The 19,114-nt window shown below is 37.0% G+C and carries 19 protein-coding genes; 12 read left to right on the forward strand and 7 right to left on the reverse strand.

The features are described 5' to 3' along the window. The first annotated feature begins 241 nt into the window (after positions 1-241). From NSS92_RS05445 to NSS92_RS05470, 6 genes are all read left to right on the forward strand, one after another. Positions 242-1,210 carry an AraC family transcriptional regulator gene (locus NSS92_RS05445; RefSeq protein ID WP_340867091.1) on the forward strand — a complete coding sequence of 323 codons (969 nt, stop codon included), beginning with the start codon at positions 242-244 and terminating at the stop codon, positions 1,208-1,210. 139 nt (positions 1,211-1,349) lie between these two features. After that, positions 1,350-2,768, forward strand: coding sequence for a rhamnulokinase (gene rhaB / locus NSS92_RS05450; RefSeq protein WP_340867092.1), 1,419 nt, complete (start codon positions 1,350-1,352; stop codon positions 2,766-2,768). A 21-nt stretch (positions 2,769-2,789) separates the two neighbouring features. Then, positions 2,790-4,058, forward strand: coding sequence for an L-rhamnose isomerase (gene rhaA, locus NSS92_RS05455; protein WP_340867093.1), 1,269 nt, complete (start codon positions 2,790-2,792; stop codon positions 4,056-4,058). 285 nt (positions 4,059-4,343) lie between these two features. Next, the gene (locus tag NSS92_RS05460; RefSeq protein ID WP_340867094.1) at positions 4,344-5,060 is read left to right on the forward strand and encodes a (Fe-S)-binding protein; all 717 of its coding nucleotides are present in this window, start codon (positions 4,344-4,346) and stop codon (positions 5,058-5,060) included. 18 nt (positions 5,061-5,078) lie between these two features. Continuing rightward, positions 5,079-6,503 (forward strand): LutB/LldF family L-lactate oxidation iron-sulfur protein, encoded by a 1,425-nt coding sequence (locus NSS92_RS05465; protein ID WP_340867095.1) that lies wholly within the window; start codon positions 5,079-5,081, stop codon positions 6,501-6,503. After that, positions 6,503-7,216 carry a LutC/YkgG family protein gene (locus tag NSS92_RS05470; protein WP_340867096.1) on the forward strand — a complete coding sequence of 238 codons (714 nt, stop codon included), beginning with the start codon at positions 6,503-6,505 and terminating at the stop codon, positions 7,214-7,216. Before NSS92_RS05465 ends, NSS92_RS05470 begins: the two co-directional genes overlap by 1 nt. Before the next feature lie 92 nt (positions 7,217-7,308). Here the strand turns inward: NSS92_RS05470 and NSS92_RS05475 are convergent, their stop codons facing one another. From NSS92_RS05475 to NSS92_RS05485, 3 genes are all read right to left on the reverse strand, one after another. Further along, complete coding sequence (locus NSS92_RS05475) at positions 7,309-8,580, reverse strand: MFS transporter (protein ID WP_267586388.1); 1,272 nt, start codon at positions 8,578-8,580, stop codon at positions 7,309-7,311. A gap of 86 nt (positions 8,581-8,666) precedes the next feature. Beyond that, a complete protein-coding gene (gene rhaM / locus NSS92_RS05480; RefSeq protein WP_340867097.1) occupies positions 8,667-8,981 on the reverse strand; it encodes an L-rhamnose mutarotase in 315 nt (104 codons plus the stop codon). Between the two features lie 328 nt (positions 8,982-9,309). Further along, on the reverse strand, positions 9,310-10,092 hold the full coding sequence (locus tag NSS92_RS05485; RefSeq protein WP_340867098.1) for a DeoR/GlpR family DNA-binding transcription regulator: 783 nt from the start codon (positions 10,090-10,092) through the stop codon (positions 9,310-9,312). A gap of 389 nt (positions 10,093-10,481) precedes the next feature. Here NSS92_RS05485 and rhaD point away from each other — a divergent pair, with 389 nt between their 5' ends. Then, positions 10,482-11,318, forward strand: a complete 837-nt coding sequence (rhaD, locus tag NSS92_RS05490) for a rhamnulose-1-phosphate aldolase (protein ID WP_340867099.1) — start codon at positions 10,482-10,484, stop codon at positions 11,316-11,318. A 42-nt stretch (positions 11,319-11,360) separates the two neighbouring features. Beyond that, positions 11,361-12,827, forward strand: coding sequence for an aldehyde dehydrogenase (gene aldA, locus NSS92_RS05495; protein WP_340867100.1), 1,467 nt, complete (start codon positions 11,361-11,363; stop codon positions 12,825-12,827). A gap of 249 nt (positions 12,828-13,076) precedes the next feature. On the opposite strand, the gene NSS92_RS05500 is transcribed toward aldA, so the two are convergent. Further along, positions 13,077-13,421, reverse strand: a complete 345-nt coding sequence (locus NSS92_RS05500) for a winged helix-turn-helix transcriptional regulator (protein ID WP_340867101.1) — start codon at positions 13,419-13,421, stop codon at positions 13,077-13,079. A 122-nt stretch (positions 13,422-13,543) separates the two neighbouring features. Between NSS92_RS05500 and NSS92_RS05505 the strand changes: the two genes are divergently transcribed. Beyond that, a complete protein-coding gene (locus NSS92_RS05505) occupies positions 13,544-14,125 on the forward strand; it encodes an NAD(P)H-dependent oxidoreductase (protein ID WP_340867102.1) in 582 nt (193 codons plus the stop codon). 243 nt (positions 14,126-14,368) lie between these two features. Here NSS92_RS05505 and NSS92_RS05510 read toward each other — a convergent pair whose 3' ends face one another. Next, positions 14,369-14,545 (reverse strand): hypothetical protein, encoded by a 177-nt coding sequence (locus tag NSS92_RS05510; protein ID WP_340867103.1) that lies wholly within the window; start codon positions 14,543-14,545, stop codon positions 14,369-14,371. Next, entirely contained in the window at positions 14,529-14,651 is a 123-nt protein-coding gene (locus NSS92_RS05515; RefSeq protein ID WP_340867104.1) for a hypothetical protein, read from the reverse strand. Before NSS92_RS05515 ends, NSS92_RS05510 begins: the two co-directional genes overlap by 17 nt. A gap of 98 nt (positions 14,652-14,749) precedes the next feature. Here NSS92_RS05515 and NSS92_RS05520 point away from each other — a divergent pair, with 98 nt between their 5' ends. The 3 genes from NSS92_RS05520 to NSS92_RS05530 all read left to right on the forward strand — a co-directional run bounded on the left by NSS92_RS05520 (position 14,750) and on the right by NSS92_RS05530 (position 16,621). Continuing rightward, positions 14,750-15,922, forward strand: a complete 1,173-nt coding sequence (locus NSS92_RS05520; protein WP_340867105.1) for an MFS transporter — start codon at positions 14,750-14,752, stop codon at positions 15,920-15,922. A 194-nt stretch (positions 15,923-16,116) separates the two neighbouring features. Next, positions 16,117-16,452: a hypothetical protein gene (locus NSS92_RS05525; RefSeq protein ID WP_340867106.1), complete on the forward strand. Its 336-nt coding sequence runs from the start codon at positions 16,117-16,119 to the stop codon at positions 16,450-16,452. Between the two features lie 43 nt (positions 16,453-16,495). Continuing rightward, the gene (locus NSS92_RS05530; RefSeq protein WP_260601818.1) at positions 16,496-16,621 is read left to right on the forward strand and encodes a hypothetical protein; all 126 of its coding nucleotides are present in this window, start codon (positions 16,496-16,498) and stop codon (positions 16,619-16,621) included. A gap of 53 nt (positions 16,622-16,674) precedes the next feature. Here the strand turns inward: NSS92_RS05530 and parC are convergent, their stop codons facing one another. Further along, positions 16,675-19,113, reverse strand: a complete 2,439-nt coding sequence (gene parC, locus NSS92_RS05535) for a DNA topoisomerase IV subunit A (RefSeq protein ID WP_267586379.1) — start codon at positions 19,111-19,113, stop codon at positions 16,675-16,677. Position 19,114 lies beyond the last annotated feature (1 nt).

A 19,114-nucleotide genomic window follows, 5' to 3' on the forward strand; every position in this document is an offset into this window, starting at 1 on the left:
TTGTTATCAGCATTTGTCTTATTCTCTGGGTTTGGACTGATTAGCAAAAAATTGAGTCCAATTAAAACCATGGTGCTAGACTCTTTAAAAATACTTCGGGCAAAACAAAGAAGGTATGTAGGCTGTAGGTGAAGAAAGTCTAATAATACTGGTATAGATTAAAACATCTTTTTCCGACTAATTTGAAGCCTAGATTTCAAAATTTCTAAATCAAATAAGATTCTAAACAAAGGAGAAACCTATGCAACATGATCTTCTAAATCAATTATTAAAGATAACAGATGAAGAGGAACTGATTCTACAAAACAGAAGAGAGATAAATAAAAACATTTATACCAATCAGTCTAATTTTATTATAGAAAGTCAAAAATTTCTCAATCAAGAGAGTATGATTACGGTTCGAAAACATACACGCTTTGTGGATTTTCCTAAACATAAACACGACTACATTGAGATTAATTATGTTTACAATGGAGAGTATAACCAAAAAGTAGGGAATCAAAAAATAAATTTGCAACAAGGGGAGCTGTTATTTTTAAACCAGCATATTGAGCATGAAACTCAAGCTTGTGCAGAAGAAGACATTATTATTAATTTTATTATTTTACCTAATTTTTTTGATTTTATCTTTTCGTTTTTAACCACTGAAAACAGAATTAGTAACTTCTTAATTAACAGTCTATATAACAGTACTCAAAATGGACAATTCCTTTACTTTAAAGTTTCAGAAGTAGAAAGCATTCAAGAATTAATAAAAAAAATTATTATTGAAATTATGTCTCCTGCTTTTATGTCTGAATCCACCATTAAATTGTATATGGGTCTTTTAATGGTGGAGTTAATTAAACACGCTGATAAGGCCGAACATACAGAAGACTATCCTGTACAACATTATTTAATTGTTGAATCATTAAAGTATATTGATGAACATTTCCAGAGTGCATCACTGAATGAATTAGCCTCAAAATTAAGCCAGCCCGATTATGCTTTAAGTAAAGAGATTAAAAAGGCTACCAACTATACATTTAAAGAATTACTTCAAGAAAAACGTTTAAATAAAGCGAAAGAGTTACTGGAAAGTACAGATATGCCAATTGCCTCTGTTATAGATCAAGTTGGATATGATAATGTAAGTTATTTCTATCGGATTTTTAAAAACAAATATCATCAGACACCAAAGCAATTCAGAGAACACTTAGCAAAAAAATAAGATGCTGCTAAATGTTCTTTTTTATTTTAAACAATTGCAAATAAGGACAATAAATAATTAATTTTAGACATTATTTTCTCCTTTTAGCTGGCTTAATATAAAGACATAAGCAAACGCTTTCATAAAAAGGGTGATTTAAATGAAGAAATGTTGTTTAGCAGTTGATATTGGTGCTTCTAGTGGAAGATTAATAGCGGGTCATCTTGAAGATGGACTTTTAAATCTAAAAGAAATCCACCGTTTCGAAAATAAAATGGTCCAAAAAAATGGACAGTTGTGCTGGGAGCTTGATCGATTATTTGAAGAAATAAAAAAGGGAATTCATCAATGTAGTGATATGGGATTATCTCCAGTAAGTATCGGTATTGATACATGGGCAGTAGACTTTGTTTTACTAGATGAATTGAACAAACCTTTAACAGATTTTGTTGCCTATCGCGATTCGAGAACAGACGGGATGATGGATGAAGTTTTTAAAACATTCATGAAGGAACGTCTGTATCTAGAGACAGGAATTCAATTTCAAAAATTTAATACGATTTATCAACTTTATTCAATTAAACAAAATCATCCGGAGATTTTAGAACATGCAAAATCTTTTCTAATGATTCCTGACTATTTTCATTATTTATTAACAGGAAAAAAGGCAAACGAATACACAAATGCCACTTCAACTCAGTTGGTTAATGCTTTCACAAAGAAATGGGATCATGACATATTAGATCAACTAGGCATTAACAAAGAAATGTTTCAAGATATTCATACACCCAAAACAGTGTTGGGTACATTGACTGAAGATTTAATAGAGGAATTCGGCTTTAATATGAAGGTTATTCTGCCAGCAACTCACGATACTGGTTCAGCTGTCATTTCGGTTCCTGAGCAGGAAGAAACAATCTATATTAGTTCAGGAACGTGGTCTTTAGTTGGTGTAGAAAATCATTTTCCAATATGTATTACAAAAGCTTTAGATTACAATTTCACCAATGAGGGCGGCATTGATTATCGCTATAGATTTTTAAAGAATATTATGGGGCTTTGGATGATACAGGAAGTGAAAAGAAATTATAAAAATAAGTTCTCTTTTGCAGAGTTGGTCGTCCTAGCTGGTCAGGCTAAAGAATTTAAATCCATCGTAAATGTAGATGATACACGGTTTTTAAAACCAGAAAATATGATTCAAGAGATTCAAAGTTATTGTCAAGAAACAAACCAGCCAATTCCAACTCATCCTGGAGAAGTAGCAAAATGTGTGTTTGACAGTTTAGTATGCAGCTACCAACAAGCCATTCATCAAATTGAAGAAATTTTTGAAAAAACATTCAATCAAATTAATGTGATCGGAGGGGGTTGCCAAAATGAAATGTTAAATCAACTAATTGCTGACGCAACTAAAAAAGAAGTGTACGCTGGTCCAGTTGAAGCAACTGCAATTGGGAATATTGTATCGCAGTTAATGGCAGTTGGCGAAATTGAAAATATTCAAGAAGCAAGAACAATCATTAAGAACTCTTTTGAGGTTAAAAAATTTTCACCTTTAACCGTAACGACATCATAAAAAAGAAAGGAAGACGATCAAATGACAATTAGAGAAAATTATGAGCTTGCAAAAAAAGAATATGAAAAATGGGGCATCCATGTGGATGAAGTATTGGAACAATTAAAAAATGTACCAATTTCCATTCACTGCTGGCAGGGAGATGACATTGCAGGATTTGAAGTAAATAAAGGAGAATTATCAGGTGGAATTGATGTAACGGGAAATTATCCTGGTAAAGCAACGACACCTCAAGAACTAAGATCAGATTTAGAGAAAGCGTTATCTTTAATTCCTGGAAAACATCGTGTGAACTTACATGCTATTTATGCGGAAACAAATGGAGAAGTCGTTGAAAGGGATCAATTAGAGCCAAGACACTTTGAAAACTGGGTGAAATGGGCTAAAGATCAAGGTGTAGGCTTAGATTTCAATCCAACATTATTCTCACATGAAAAAGCAGCAGATGGGCTAACGTTGTCTCATCCTGATGAACGTATCAGAAATTTTTGGATCAATCATTGTATCGCCAGCCGCAAAATTGGTGAGTATTTTGGGAAAGAATTAGGAACAGCATCCTTAACAAATATTTGGATTCCAGATGGTTATAAAGATATTCCAAGTGATCGACTAACGCCTCGTCAACGGTTAAAAGATTCGTTAGATAAGATTTTTGAAGAAGAGATTAATGAAAACTATAATCTTGATGCCGTTGAAAGTAAGTTATTCGGTATTGGTTCTGAATCTTATGTGGTTGGATCGCATGAATTTTATCTTGGATACGCATTAAAGAATAATAAACTATGTTTATTAGATACAGGACATTTCCATCCGACTGAAACTGTATCAAACAAAATTTCATCTATGCTGCTTTACAGTGACAAGCTTGCCTTGCATGTCTCTCGTCCTGTTCGCTGGGACAGTGATCATGTTGTGACGCTGGATGATGAGTTACGTGAAATTGGTCTCGAAATTGTTCGAAATCAAGCATTGGATAAAGTGATGATTGGCCTTGATTTCTTTGATGCAAGTATTAACCGTGTTGCAGCATGGACAATTGGAACAAGAAACATGATTAAATCATTACTATATGCAATGTTAGTACCAAATGAACATTTAAAACAGTTACAGGAAGATGGAAACTTTACTGAAAGATTAGCATTAATAGAGGAATTCAAAACATATCCTTTCGGTGCAATCTGGGATTACTATTGTGAAAAAATGGACGTGCCTGTAAAAGAAACATGGCTGGAAGAAGTGAAACAATATGAGCAAGATGTATTAACAAAAAGAAACTCTGTTTTAGCCTAAAAAAATCATGAAGAGCTAACTAGTAAATTTACAAAGAGATACAGTCAGGGGAAGGGTCTAATAGATCAATTCCCCTGTTTATATTACAAGGATTCCTTTTTAGATGAATAGGTTACAACTCAATATTTTTTCTACTCTATATGTGCTATGGGGTTAATTGAAGGGACATATTCATCTCACATGGAGAACACGCAACAAAACACTTATGAGAGAAGGGCCTGCTTTTACTTTTCAGTCATCAGACGCCTAGGTAAATCTAAATATTAATTAAGAGGAGGTTTTAAAATGAAAGTGAGCTTATTTATTACATGTTTAATTGATACTTTCCAGCCGAATGTTGGTAAGGCAACAGTTGAGATACTTGAACGCCTTGGTTGTGAAGTTTCATTTCCTACATCACAAGTATGTTGCGGCCAGCCTGCCTATAATAGTGGCTATGTTGCCGAAGCCAAGCAAGCAGCGAAAAATATGATTCAAACATTTGAAGATGTAGAGTATGTAGTAACTCCCTCTGGTTCTTGTGCAACGATGTTTCACGAATATCCACATATATTCAAAGGAGATATTCAATGGGAGGAGCGAGCTAGGCGTCTAGCTGAGAAAACGTATGAACTAACTCAATTTATCGTAGAGGTTTTAAAGGTTACAGATGTAGGGGCACGTTTAAAAGGGAAAGCGACCTATCATACATCTTGTCATATGACACGTTTGCTAGGTGTGAAGGAAGCACCTTTTACACTGCTTTCTAATGTAAAAGAATTAGAAGTTGAGCACCTTCCCAACGCCCAAAATTGCTGTGGATTTGGTGGAACTTTTTCTGTGAAAATGATGCCAATATCTGAACAAATGGTAGACGAAAAAGTAGAAAGTGTTGAACAGACAGGTGCGGACTATTTAATTAGTGCAGATTGTGGATGTTTAATGAATATTGGAGGACGAATAGAACGTTTAGGAAAATCAGCGCGGGTACTGCATATTGCAGAGGTATTAAATAGCCGTTAATTCAAGGGGGAACACGACATGAGCATGAAAATTAGTGATAAAAAATTTAATGAACGTATTGATAAAGGAATCCAAGATTCTACGATGCGTGAAGCTGTGTCTACAGCTCAAGAACGCCTGTATACACGTCGTTTGGCAGCTAGTGAAGAGCTTGGGAACTGGGAAGAATGGCGCGATTTAGGGGAGCAAATCCGTCAACACACGCTGGAGAATTTAGATTATTACTTAATGCAATTAAGTGAAAATGTTACAAAACGCGGGGGACATGTCTTTTTTGCGAAAACAAAAGAGGACGCCGCTCAATACATTAAGGACGTTGCAGAAAAAAAAGAAGCCAAGAAAGTCGTTAAATCCAAATCAATGGTAACCGAAGAAATAGAAATGAATAAAACATTAGAAGACATAGGTTGTGAAGTGGTAGAAAGTGACCTTGGCGAATACATTTTGCAAGTTGATGATCATGAACCACCTTCCCACATCGTAGCGCCAGCTCTTCATATGAAAAAAGAACAAATTCGTGATGTATTTCAAGAAAAACTAGGTTATGGAAAGTCGGAGGATCCTTACGAGATGACAAAATTTGTTCGTAAAATCCTGCGCGAAAAATTTCTTGAAGCAGAAATCGGTGTCACTGGTTGCAACTTTGCCGTTGCAAATACAGGATCAATCTGTTTAGTGACCAATGAAGGAAATGCAGACCTTGTAACTGCTATTCCTAAAACGCAAATCGCTGTAATGGGAATGGAACGTCTTGTACCAACAATGGAGGAGCTGGATGTACTCGTTGGATTGCTTTGCAGAAGTGCAGTAGGGCAAAAGCTAACTAGTTACATTACGACAGTAGGGCCTAAATATGAAGAAGAGGCAGATGGTCCAGAAGAATTTCACCTTGTTGTCGTTGATAACGGCCGTTCTGAAATCTTAGGGTCTGAGTTCCAACAAGTATTACAATGCATCCGTTGTGCAGCATGTATTAATGTATGTCCAGTATATCGTCATGTCGGAGGACATTCTTATGGCTCTATCTATCCGGGGCCAATTGGTGCAGTATTAAGTCCACTTTTAGGTGGATATGACGATTATAAAGAACTGCCATATGCATCAACTCTTTGTGCAGCATGTACTGATGCTTGTCCAGTTAAAATTCCGCTACACGAACTACTTTTAAAACATCGTCAAGTAATTGTTGAAAAAGAAGGACGTGCTCCTCTAGGTGAGAAACTAGCGATGAAAATGTTTGGAATGGGAGCATCATCTGCTGCTCTATACAAACTAGGTACAAAAATGGCACCTACAGCTATGAAGCCCATTGTATCAGGAGATCGAGTCTCCAAAGGAATTGGCCCATTAAAAAATTGGACTGAAATTCGAGAATTCCCAGCTCCAAGTAAAGAACGTTTTCGAGACTGGTTTGATGATCATAAAAAAGGTGGGGGAAAATAATGAGAGGAACAGCTCAAAATCAGGAAGTTTTTTTAAATCATGTGGCTAAACAACTGGGACGCGAAAGACGAATAAGTGGTGTTGTACGACCAGAGTGGAAGAATAACGTAAACTGGGATGTAATGAAAGGTAATACAGAAAAGGAGTTAATCGCTACGTTCACAGAGCACTGCAGCAAAATTCATACAACTGTTTTTGAAACAACAAAAGATCACTTAGCTGAAGCTTTAAAGAAAATTGTTGCTGAACATGGCGGGGGGCCTGTGATGACAGCCCAGGATTCACGTTTTAATGAATATGGATTAACAGATTTACTTGAAAAAGAATGGCCTGAAGAAAATATAGAGGTAAATGTATGGGATTCAAAAAAAGGACGTGAAGCGAATCATTCCCTCGCCGAAAAAGCCAATTTTGGTATTACATTCAGTGACTATGCACTTGCCGAGTCAGGGACAATTGTTGTAAAAACTCATGAGGGACAAGGGCGAGCACTTCACTTTTTGCCAACTGTCTATGTCACGATTATCCCGCGTGAAACGATTGTGGCACGTATTACACAGGCTGTCTTTGACCTAAACCAACGTGTGGAAAAGGGAGAAGCTGTTGCTTCTTGTATTCACTTTATTTCGGGACCAAGTAATTCTGCAGATATCGAAATGAACTTGGTCGTGGGTGTGCATGGACCTTTAAAAGCTTTTTATTTAATTGTGTGAGGATGGAAAAAGATAATAGTTGTTGGTTTAATAAAGAAGGGGGGAGGCAGAAAAAAATAGCCAAGCTTCTCAAAGAAAGCTTGGCTATTTTTTTAAGCGCTGTATCGTTCCTTTTCAATTTCTTTTAATGACTTTCCTCTTGTTTCTGGCGCCATTACTAATCCAATAATTGCAGCAATTACAAGGAACCCAATCATAATAGAACCTGATATTTTAAATCCTAATGTAGAAATCATCGTTGGAATCACAAGTGAAATAAGGCCAACGGCTACACGCGCTGTACAAAAAAGGAACCCTTGTGCCTTTGCACGGTATTTTGTATGAAATAACTCACTTGACCAAAGACCATAAAATGCTTGAGCACCAAAACCAGCTGCAGTTCCCCATAATATCACAAATATAAGCAGTTCAGTCATGCCCATTCCGCCATACGTAAGAGTAGCCCAAGCCGCAATCCCCATTGCCGCTCCTATGCCATACAATACACGTCTGTTCACTTTATCACCTAGTTTAATAAAGACAAAGTACGTTCCTAAAACAGTTAGAATCCATAAGAACGCTTGTAATAAATTTGCTTGTGATGATGAAAGCCCTCCAACGGTCTGATAAATATACGGCATGAAGTATCCCATTACACCAGCTACTAAGTTCCAGAAGCAATAGATCCCTAGTAATAAAATAATCGCATGACGGTTTGCTTTGATTGTGAATAATTCTTTGACTGAGCTTTTTAATTTTTCACCATTTGCTTTTTGATTCACTTCTTTTTGTTTTTCTTCTTCCCATATTTTTGATTCACTAATTTGTTGTTGCATAATCCAAGTAATTAAAGCGATTACAAATAATTGACCAAAAATAATTCGGCTTCCTAAAAGACCTAACGGAGCCAATGCTACAGAGAGGAGTAACGAAATAGCTGGACCAACCGACCACGCTAACTGTCCCCATCCTACACGAGATGCACGTTCATTTTCAGGCGCTTCTTCTGCTATATACGTCCAAGCAGCTGGAATGGCAGCTCCTACAGCTACTCCAGTAATAATGTATCCAGCTAACAACATGGGAAAGTTAAAAGACAACATCGTTAATAAAACACCAAACATATAGACCAATAAATCGTATTTATAAATGAACTTTCGGCCATATTTATCAACCAGAACGCCGCCTATGAGAGCTCCTACTGCTGAAGCAAATCCATTAGCACTCAGCGCTCCTAATAATCCCAGTTTAAAATCATTTAAATTTAAATATTCCATCCAGAGTGTCAGGCCGCCAGCAGCAGCTACGATGGATGCTGCCTCCAAATAATTTGACATTGCCACAGTAATAGTAGACTTTAATCCGCCTTTTGCATTACCAGCCATATCTAAAACTCCTCTCAAGTACCTTCAAACGATGATCAATCCGTTTGAATGCCTGTTATTTTTTGCTGTCTTTGTTTTCTAAAAAATTATGCTAAGTAAAACAATTCATTTAAATCTACAGAGCGTGGACTGTTATCTGAATTTGTCTCCATGATAGGCGCCATGTAATTCCACCATTTTTTACAAACTTCACTTTTAGCCATCTGGTTCCATCTATCTTCATTTTCGATTTCCACATAAGCAAACAATTGACCACTTTCTTTTTCTAAGAAAATAGAATAGTTATGAGCACCATGCTGTTTTAATGCCTCAACCATTTCCGGCCATATTTCATCATGTCGACGTTTGTATTCATCAAATTGATCCTTGTGTACAAACATAATACTGGCTTTTCTTATCATCTCTCTCGCTCCTTGTACTGTAGAATAAATGAAAAATAAAGAAAGCGTTTGCAAAAAAGCGTTTTAATCTTCACAATAAAGTGACTTTTTCCCCTAGTTTCTGCAAATTCTTTATTTCTCTTTGTTTATATGGTCATATTATTATAAAAACAAAAATAAAACAACATTTTTTTATTATTAGTTTTTGTTAATGTTGATTATGAGAGTGATTCATCATAAATAAAGCAAGATAAAATTGTGGACATAGAAAAAGACAAACCTATATAGGTTTGTCTTGAACATGTATATATACAGAAAAGGGGAGACCTTAATCTTCTATTTGAATTGACTATGAAGCAGATTCACTCATCAAGGCTACAGAAGTAACATTAATATTTTTATCACGTAAAATGGCATGTGCATCATTGCTTAGTTTATCGTCAACTATAATGTGGCTAATAACACTTAATGAAGAGATATGAGAAAATTCACGGTATCCAAATTTACTAGAGTCGACCATTAAAATGGTTTCATGTGACCGCTCAATCATTTTTCTTTTTAAAAGAGCCTGCCACTCATTTGAATCACTTAAGCCGCTATTTAAGTCAATACCCTTACAAGATAAGAACACTTTATTCACATGATAATTTTCCAGTGAGCGCTCTGCTAGAGGTCCTACGTAAGACAACGATTTAGGAAGAAGGAGACCTCCTGTTGAGATCACCTGAATTTTTTCTTTCTTACTTAATTCTATGGCAACCTTAATGGAGTTGGTGATAACAGTCAAAGGAATATTCGGAAGGATTTTTGACATGTACCATGCAGTGGTACTTGCGTCAAGGATAATACGGTCACCTTCTTCAACTTGCTTCACAGCTTCACGTGCAATCACTTTCTTTTCTAACACATTCGTAATTTCTCGCTCTGAAAAATCAACTTCTGATTCTTTTTCCTCAATACTAACTGCTCCGCCATGGCTTCGTCGCAACTTATTTTCTTTCTCTAATTTTTCAAGATCACGGCGAATCGTTTCATCTGTCACAGAAAAAATTTCGCTTAATTCTGAAACACGAATGCTGGATCGTAAATTAACTAAATCTACTATTTTTTGATGCCTTTCAGCTAATAACATGTGTAACTTCCTTTCGCTTTTAAATATGAATAAAAGAAAAAATCACAAAATTGCCTATAAGGTTGTTGTTTTGTTTTTATTTTTGTTTGTTTTTATCATAACATACTTATAACTTCAAAAAAATGATCTTAAACAGCAGCAAGGTATAGTATTTAACACGAATGAAACAGCATTTTATCAATCATAAAATAACCACTTATACCACAATCAAAACAAACATAAACAAAGATAAAATGTTTGTTTATGTTGACTTAATGTGTTTCTCAAAGTAATATGAGGATGTAAACGCTTTTGCATTAGTTTATCGAAAGAAAAATTTTTATTTAGAAAGATATATCAATGAAAACCAAAATAAAAAGATAAAAATGAATACAAGGGAGAAGATGGAGATGAAAGACCTTCTGACAAAGAAAGATATACTAAAAGCACCTTTCCTTCAAGAAATGACAAAAACGACAGCAAACCTATATCGCTTAGGTTGGGATGAACGAAATGGCGGGAATATTAGTTATTTATTAAAAAAGGACGAAGTAGCAGAGTACCTTGACGTTAATGATGTAAAACGAACGGTGCCGATGATTTTTGATGGTGCTGAGTTAGCAGGGAAATATTTTATTGTGACGGGTTCGGGGAAATATTTTAAAAATGTAATAGATGATCCAGCCGCTAACCTTGGTATTATACGTATAACTGAAGATGGTAAATCGCTTGATATTTTATGGGGATTAGAAGAGGGAAGCGTTCCAACAAGTGAGCTTCCATCACATTTAATGAGCCATATTGAAAGATTAAAAGCAGATCCAAACCATCGTGTGATCATGCACTGTCATGCAACAAACCTTATTGGTATGACATTCACACACAGCTTGGATGAAGTAGCATTTACAAAAACTTTATGGCAGATGTGTACCGAATGCATTGTTGTATTCCCAGAAGGAATTGGTATTATTCCATGGATGGTTCCAGGAACTGATTCAATTGGAGAAGCTACAGCTGCAAAAATGAAAGATGTTCGTTCAGTTATTTGGCCGCACCACGGAATTTTTGGTGCTGGAACAACAATGGATGAAACATTTGGGTTAATTGAAACAGCTGAAAAAGCTGCGGAAGTATACACAGTTGTGTGTGCACAAGGAAGCGTGAAACAAACCATTACAGATCAACAGCTTCAAGACTTGGCAGATGCATTTGGTGTTGTGCCAAGACAAGGAGTTTTAAATCTATAAAAATAGTCTTTACTACAATTCAATATTAGGAGGTTTCAGTAAATGAACTCACAAACTAATGTTAAACAATTTCAAATGTACATTAATGGAGAATTTGTAAATGCTAGCTCGGGCGAAGTGATACAGGTGTTAAATCCGGCAACTGAAAATGTGATTTCAGAAGTGCCAAGTTGTTCTAAAGTAGAGGTTCAAGAAGCGATTGAGTTTGCAGAAGTTGCACAAAAAGAATGGAAAAAGAAACCGGCTGCTGAGCGTGCAAAGTATTTAACACGTTTAGCTGAAGAAATTCGAAACAATAGAGATTTTCTTGCACGTGTCATCTCAGAAGAACAAGGAAAAGTACTTGCTCTCTCTACTACAGAAGTTGATTTTACTGCTGACTACATTGATTATATGGCAGGTTCAGCAAGAACGTACGAAGGGGAAATTCTTCAAAGTGACAGACCAAATGAAAATATAATGATCTTTAAAGAGCCAATCGGGGTTGTAGCTGGATTTTTACCATGGAATTTCCCATTCTTCCTTGTAGCGAGAAAGGCTGCGCCTGCATTGGTAACAGGGAATACCATTGTCATTAAACCTAGTAGTGATACGCCAAATAATGCAATTGAATTTGCGAAATTAGTAGATAAAGTGGGTATTCCAAAAGGGGTATTCAATCTTGTAACAGGGCGCGGAGGTACAGTTGGAGACGAACTTGCTTCAAATGAAAAGATTGGTTTAGTCAGTTTAACGGGGAGTGTGAATGCAGGTGTAAGTGTCATGAAAGCTGCAGCTCAAAATGTAACAAAAGTCAGTCTAGAGCTTGGCGGTAAAGCACCAGCTATTGTAGCAGAAGATGCAGACATTGATTTAGCCGTGAAAGCAATTGTCGACTCACGTATCATTAATACGGGACAAGTATGTAACTGTGCTGAACGCGTGTATGTTCATGAAAGTATCGCCGATACATTTATCAAAAAAATTGTCACATCAATGAAAAATGTGAAATATGGCAATCCTCTCGAAGATGAAGGTTTAGATATGGGACCACTTACAAATAAGCAAGCAATAGAATCAATTGAAGCGATGGTAAACCGAGCTGTTGAAGAAGGGGCCCAAGTGTTAACTGGTGGAAAACGTGCAGATGTGACACCTGGATATTACTATGAACCAACTGTCCTTGTGAATGTAAAACAAGATTCAGAAATTGTACAGGAAGAAGTATTTGGACCGGTTCTCCCGATTATGACGTTTAAAGATTTAGATGAAGCAATTGAGCTTGCGAATGATTGCCAATATGGATTAACATCATCTATCTTTACACAGAATTTAGATACAGCGATGCGCGCTGCAAATGAGTTACTATTTGGAGAAACGTACATTAACCGTGAAAACTTTGAAGCCATTCAGGGATTCCATGCAGGTCGTAAGAAATCTGGAATTGGCGGAGCAGATGGTAAACATGGTTTAGAAGAATTTTTACAAACTCATGTTGTTTATTTGCAGCATAACCCAAACAAAAAATAAGAGAAGAGATAGATAACTTAATATTCCATGGGATTTATCAATAAACAGCTATTTCATCATCGTTCTAAGAGTATCTCAAGAGAGATGCTCTTTTTCTTGCCTGAATGTACAATCCCTTTTGCCAAAAAGCACAATTTCATTCAACTATTTCATTGCGTAGAATAAAGTGGTGAATATCATGAATTCGAGAGAAAAAGCTACTGAGAAAACATTTTTAAACAAACAATTTTAACTTTCTTCCCAGTCTAACTAACTATTTTTCATTTGTTCTTCCCCCCAATAGCAAATCGCATCTAATACAGGTATCAATGATAATCCCTTTTCCGATAAACTATATTCTACTTTTGGAGGCACTTGAGGATATTCTTTACGATTAATTAACTGATCTGCTTCAAGTTCTTTTAGTGTATTGGTTAATGTTTTAAAAGAGATAGCCCCAAGCATTCGTTTCAACTGATTATAGCGAATAGGAGCATTGTTTGTATATAAAGCATACAGTACCGTCATCTTATATTTCCCACCAATTAATGATAAAGTGTACCCAAATCCAGTTTCTTTTAGATCAACATTAGCTATAAAGTATTCTTTAGTCATTTTACACTCTCCTTTAGGTTAGTATCGCACTTTAATTACCGTACTTGTAGTACGTTATAGCATACAATAAAATGAATGTACATCAAAATATGATGAAAATAACAAAAAAGGGTGAACGAATCATGAAAACGATTGTCTATGCACATCCTTGGGATGGAAGCTATAATCATGCCATTTTGACTTCCATTACAGAAAATCTAGAAACAAAGAGAGAACCATTTCAAGTGATCGATTTATATAAAGATGGGTTTAATCCCGTTTTTTCAGCTGAAGAATTGAAGTATTTTCATAAAGGAGAAACGCCTTATCAATTAGTTAAGGATTATCAAAAGAAATTAAGTCAGTCAACTGAATTAATATTTATATTTCCTGTCTGGTGGTGGGATTTACCTGCAATTTTAAAAGGATTTATTGATAAAGTGATGTTAAGTGGTTTCGCATTCTTGGAAGATAAAAATACTGGTGCTTTGAAGGGCTTATTGACAAATATAAAAAAAACAACCGTGATCTCAACATCTACAACAGATAAGGATTATATAGAATCTGAAGGTGGGAATGCGATTCAAAGCGTTTTTATTAACAGAACTCTTGCTGACTTGGGAATTAAAAATGAAGACACCAAATGGATTCATTTTTCGGGAGTTAACTTAACAACAGATGAAAAGAGGAAAGTATTTTTAAACGAAATATCCCAAAGTATTTAATTTACTGTAGCAGAAAGGCACAACCTTTACGACCGATCTAATTTATTGAGAAGGTGGTAGAGGTTGTGAAATTAAATATCGATGTACAAATGAAGTAAATGCACTCAAATATGTATTCTCATGTCTTAGTTTACATAATATATATTCTAGGAAGTTGAACAACAAACGAATTCCTTTTGTCTCAAAACCAAGTATACTTATCTTATTGAGATAATAAAGAAAAAATCAATTTAATTGATTCATCTAAATGCTTTTATGATATTCGCACGATTTCACCGCCATAAACATTTCGCTGCAACGTTTTATCACAACAGCGCCAGATGCCATGAGCATTGCTGTCAATCGTTCATTATTGCGGCAGTTGATATTCGATTGCGACTGTTTGCCAAATTCAATGCTTTTTTCACGTTCTAATGTCAAAACGTTCATCTAACAGTACATTTACAAAAATGCTCATCAATCTCAATTTGTATCCATCAATTTCACCTCTCACCAAAAGAAATTTCTTTTGGCTCACATTTTTCATTATGTTCCTCCCTCCTGTTATTTACGAATCAGCAAGTCTCATTTATAATCGAGTAGATTTGTTCAATAACATATACATTTTTAAATGTGAGGGATTAGATGGAATTAAAGTGGTATAAAGCAATTATTGTGATCTTTACGATGTCTGGAATCTCCATCTCAACATGGTTTTCACGGACACCGGAAGTCAGAGATTTATTACAAGCAAACACAGGAACAATGGGACTTATTTTACTCGGTTTATCTGTTGGCTCAATTGTTGGGCTTGTCCTTTCAAATGTATACGTCCGCAAAAAAGGCGGCCGAGTAGCGATTGTGATCAGTGCTTTTTTGATGTTCCTTGGATTCACTACTCTTGCCATTGGTTCAACCGTCTCTTCTATTTTTGTCGTCACTTCTGGTCTTTTTCTTTTTGGAGCAGGTTCTGGCATGTGCAATGTGGCGATGAACTTAGAAGGAACAGAGATTGAGTACAGCATCAAGAAAACCATTCTGCCTATATTGCACGCTTCCTTTAGCATTGGGACTTTAATTGGAGCAGGTGCTGGTATTCTTTTTATCCATTTAGGGGTTTCTGTATTGATACACCTTCTCGTTATCGCCCTTCTGCTTTTTCTCAGCATATTGATTTGTACACGGTTTATTCCGCATGGGACAGGAAAGGATCAGCATGAGAAGCAGTCCGATACAGTTGAGTCTACTCAAACGGCATGGCTGAACAAACGAACGATTTCTCTTGCGATGATCGCCTTATGTCTTGCGTTTGTCGAAGGCTCTGCCAATGATTGGATTCCACTTGCAATGGTGGATGGCTACCAAGTTTCACATTCTATGAGTACGGTCATCTATGCTTTGTTTTTGTGCGGCATGATTAGCGGCAGACTGATCAGCGGACGTTTGATCGATCGCTTTGGAAGAGTGTTATTGCTAAGAGTTGCGATTTTATCAGCTGCTGCCGGCCTATTCTTAGTCATTTTGAAGATTTCACTTGTTGTATGTATGATATCGATCTTTTTATGGGGACTTGGCGCATCTTTAGGCTTCCCGCTGACCATTTCTGCAGCTGGCGATGATAGCCGGTACGCTGTCAAACGCGTCAGTATTGTGACCTTATCTGGTTACACAGCTTCCCTTGCCGGCCCTCCTATATTAGGGCTCCTTGCCAATCAAGTAGGACTGCTTCATGCCTTTATCTTTGTTCTATTTGCCATATGTATTGCAGGAATCTTTACAAAAGCTGTAGCAAAACCACATGCATTACAAGCTCACTAAACGTGTCTGATCCTTGATCATGGCACTTTTTTTAAATTTAAAAAATTAAATTGAAACCTTTCATGAAGTGAAACAGTCCTATAGATGTCCTGATGTTTATCGCTTTTTTAAAGAGGGAAAGTAAAAAAATAAGACTTTTCAAATAACTGAAAACGTGGTAAGATCATGAAAATAACAAGGAAGGGGTGAGAAAAATGAAAAAAAATATGCTATTAAAATTAGGTGTCTTATTCATAGCACTTGCAAGTTTTCATTTGTTCTCAATGCCTCATTCCGTTCAGGTATACCATCATGCAAAGGTGGTTGCCGATCAAGAATCACATGAAATGAAAATTGTTCAGACAATGGGCGATGAAAAGAAACAAAAGCATGTGAGCGCAGTATTTGCCGCATTTACAGCACTGCTGATTATTGGCAGTATGACAGCTGGATTTGCACGCATCACTCATACTGATCGATTTGACCGGAAAAAGAAGCATTTACTTGCAGTGTTCTATCAATCTTCTTATTTCCGACTAGCTCGTGTTTAACCCAACCATCTAAATCAAAACAAAAATTGGGAGGTTTTACACGATGTTATTTTTCTTAAGAGTTTTCATTCTAGGTCTATTCTCTGTCACTTCACTTTCTCTTTTCGTCTACCAAGGAATTGAAGTAGTGCACGCCATTTCAAGCATGTTTGGCAACCACGAGAGCTAAAAGACCCGTATATAAAAGAACCCCCCTGCCAGTCGCAGGGGGTTTTCGTTTGCTTATTTATTGTCATCTGGCGCAGGTTCAGGCGTCATAAGGACATGAGTCACTTCTCCCTGCTCTTCCTCATCTACAATAAATGATCCATTGCTATAGCGGTCATTTGCTCTTAGAGTAGAGATTTCAAGCGGAATTGTTGTACCCTTTTCTGTATCTATCTCAAGTGTATCGTGCAGAGATGCAGCGATCACAGCCACAATACGGTGCGGGTTTTTCTTTAATTCTCTTAGCATAAGAACCCCGCGTTTCGCTCTTGATGTTTTATCAAACTCAGAGAGGTTCATTCGCTTTACAGCCCCTCTTTGTGTCGTGAGCACAAGGACATCGTTCTTCGGATCAATGATCTGGCCAGAGACTACCTCGTCCCCTTCCTTCAAATTGATTCCTTTGACACCAGCCGCTCTCGGACCAACAACACTTACTTCTTCTTCATCAAACCACAAACCGTAACCATTTTTCGTTGCAATAAACAATTCCTGCTGTCCTGTTGTGACATGGACATCTACGAGTTCATCGTCACCTTTTAGGTTCAAGGCGACAAGCGGTTTAGAATAACGCTGCGCTTTATATTGAAGAAGCTCTGTTTTCTTCACCATTCCGCCTTTTGTAAAGAATAGAAGATATGACGTTTCATCAAATTCTTTTATTGGAATGGCTTTTTGGATTGATTCCTCACGATCAATCGAAATGATATTCGTAATATGCTGCCCCATGTCTTTCCAGCGTATATCTGGCAGCTGATGAACAGGACAATAAATGTAGCTTCCTTTATTCGTAAACAGCAGAAGAACATCTGTTGTATTCATTTCAAACTGATGGATCAAACGGTCTGTATCCTTCATGCCAAAGTCCTTACCGTTAGAGGCAGCATAGGAGCGCTGGCTTGTCCGTTTGATGTAACCATCTTTCGTGACTGTAACGTATACATCCTCTGATGCGATCATCACTTCAAGGTTAATCTTAATTTCTTCGATTTTTTCCTCAATGACAGATCGTCTCTCATCAGCATATGTCTTTTTGAGCTTTTTCAAGCTGTTTGTAATGACCTTTAGCAGCTTTTTCTCGTTACCTAAAATGTCTTCAAGCTCTGCTATACGTACATCAAGCTCTCTTGCTTCGTCTCTTAATTGCGTAATATCTGTATTCGTTAAACGATATAACTGGAGTGAAACAATCGCTTCTGATTGCGCTTCTGTAAAGTCATATTTCGCCATCAAGTTGTTTTTCGCATCTCGCTTATCATTAGAGGAGCGGATTGTGGCAATGACTTCATCTAAGATGGAAAGTGCCTTAATTAAGCCGTCGACAATATGGTGGCGTTCCTTCGCTTTTCGAAGCTCGTACGCTGAACGGTTCGTCACCACTTCTTTTTGATGGGCAATATATGCATCTAGTACAGTGGTAAGCGTCATTAAAGTCGGTCTTCGATTATGTATCGCCACCATATTAAAGTTATATGGGATTTGCAGATCTGAGTTTTTATATAAGAAATTCAACACACCATTTGCATCTGCTTCTTTTTTCAGCTCTACTACGATTCGAAGCCCAGTACGGTCTGTCTCATCTCGAACCTCTGAAATGCCTTCTACTTTTCTTTCAATTCGGAACTCGTCCATCTTTTTGACAAGATTGGCTTTATTCACTTCGTAAGGAATTTCTGTGATCACGATTTGCTGGCGTCCGCCGCGGATGGTTTCAATCTCCGCTTTTCCGCGAATCATAATCTTCCCTTTTCCTGTTTCATATGCCTTCTTAATACCGTCTACACCTTGGATGATACCGCCTGTTGGGAAATCCGGCCCCTTAATGACCGTCATTAAATCCTCAACCGTACAATGCGGCTGTTCAATTCGTTTAATGACACCATCAATGACCTCTCCAAGATGATGCGGCGGGATATCTGTGGCATAACCAGCTGAAATCCCTGTTGATCCGTTCACGAGAAGGTTTGGGAACATCGCTGGTAATACAACTGGCTCTTTGCTTGTATCATCAAAGTTTGCAACGAATTCCACTGTTTCCTTGTCTAAGTCCTTTAAAAGCTCTGAAGCAATGGCAGACAGCCTTGCTTCCGTATAACGCATGGCAGCAGGCGGATCTCCATCGATACTCCCGTTATTCCCGTGCATCTCAATCAGCACATTTCGTACTTTCCATTCCTGACTCATTCTCACCATCGCTTCATAAACAGATGAGTCTCCGTGCGGATGATAGTTACCAATAACATTACCGACTGTTTTAGCGGCTTTACGGAAGTTTTTATCCTGCGTATTTCCTTCTGCGTACATCGCATATAAAATTCTTCGTTGTACAGGTTTTAATCCATCACGTGCATCTGGAAGTGCACGGTCTTGGATAATATATTTACTATAGCGGCCAAACCGGTCGCCGATTACTTCTTCTAATGGTAAATCATGAAATCGTTCTTGTTGTGCCATG

Origin of the sequence: Bacillus sp. FSL M8-0166, from assembly GCF_038008825.1 — a bacterium.
In the GTDB taxonomy this organism is placed as follows: Bacteria; Bacillota; Bacilli; order Bacillales; family Bacillaceae; genus Bacillus; species Bacillus safensis.

Excerpts from the sequence above, each read along its gene's own strand:
- NSS92_RS05465 (WP_340867095.1), top strand. The coding sequence starts at position 5,079 with ATGAGCATGAAAATTAGTGATAAAAAATTTAATGAACGTATTGATAAA.
- rhaM (WP_340867097.1), bottom strand. The coding sequence starts at position 8,981 with ATGATAAGAAAAGCCAGTATTATGTTTGTACACAAGGATCAATTTGAT.
- NSS92_RS05470 (WP_340867096.1), top strand. The coding sequence starts at position 6,503 with ATGAGAGGAACAGCTCAAAATCAGGAAGTTTTTTTAAATCATGTGGCT.
- rhaD (WP_340867099.1), top strand. The coding sequence starts at position 10,482 with ATGAAAGACCTTCTGACAAAGAAAGATATACTAAAAGCACCTTTCCTT.
- rhaB (WP_340867092.1), top strand. The coding sequence starts at position 1,350 with ATGAAGAAATGTTGTTTAGCAGTTGATATTGGTGCTTCTAGTGGAAGA.
- NSS92_RS05520 (WP_340867105.1), top strand. The coding sequence starts at position 14,750 with ATGGAATTAAAGTGGTATAAAGCAATTATTGTGATCTTTACGATGTCT.
- NSS92_RS05500 (WP_340867101.1), bottom strand. The coding sequence starts at position 13,421 with ATGACTAAAGAATACTTTATAGCTAATGTTGATCTAAAAGAAACTGGA.
- NSS92_RS05460 (WP_340867094.1), top strand. The coding sequence starts at position 4,344 with ATGAAAGTGAGCTTATTTATTACATGTTTAATTGATACTTTCCAGCCG.
- NSS92_RS05445 (WP_340867091.1), top strand. The coding sequence starts at position 242 with ATGCAACATGATCTTCTAAATCAATTATTAAAGATAACAGATGAAGAG.
- NSS92_RS05485 (WP_340867098.1), bottom strand. The coding sequence starts at position 10,092 with ATGTTATTAGCTGAAAGGCATCAAAAAATAGTAGATTTAGTTAATTTA.
- NSS92_RS05475 (WP_267586388.1), bottom strand. The coding sequence starts at position 8,580 with ATGGCTGGTAATGCAAAAGGCGGATTAAAGTCTACTATTACTGTGGCA.
- NSS92_RS05525 (WP_340867106.1), top strand. The coding sequence starts at position 16,117 with ATGAAAAAAAATATGCTATTAAAATTAGGTGTCTTATTCATAGCACTT.
- NSS92_RS05515 (WP_340867104.1), bottom strand. The coding sequence starts at position 14,651 with ATGAAAAATGTGAGCCAAAAGAAATTTCTTTTGGTGAGAGGTGAAATT.
- parC (WP_267586379.1), bottom strand. The coding sequence starts at position 19,113 with ATGGCACAACAAGAACGATTTCATGATTTACCATTAGAAGAAGTAATC.
- NSS92_RS05530 (WP_260601818.1), top strand. The coding sequence starts at position 16,496 with ATGTTATTTTTCTTAAGAGTTTTCATTCTAGGTCTATTCTCTGTCACT.
- rhaA (WP_340867093.1), top strand. The coding sequence starts at position 2,790 with ATGACAATTAGAGAAAATTATGAGCTTGCAAAAAAAGAATATGAAAAA.
- aldA (WP_340867100.1), top strand. The coding sequence starts at position 11,361 with ATGAACTCACAAACTAATGTTAAACAATTTCAAATGTACATTAATGGA.
- NSS92_RS05505 (WP_340867102.1), top strand. The coding sequence starts at position 13,544 with ATGAAAACGATTGTCTATGCACATCCTTGGGATGGAAGCTATAATCAT.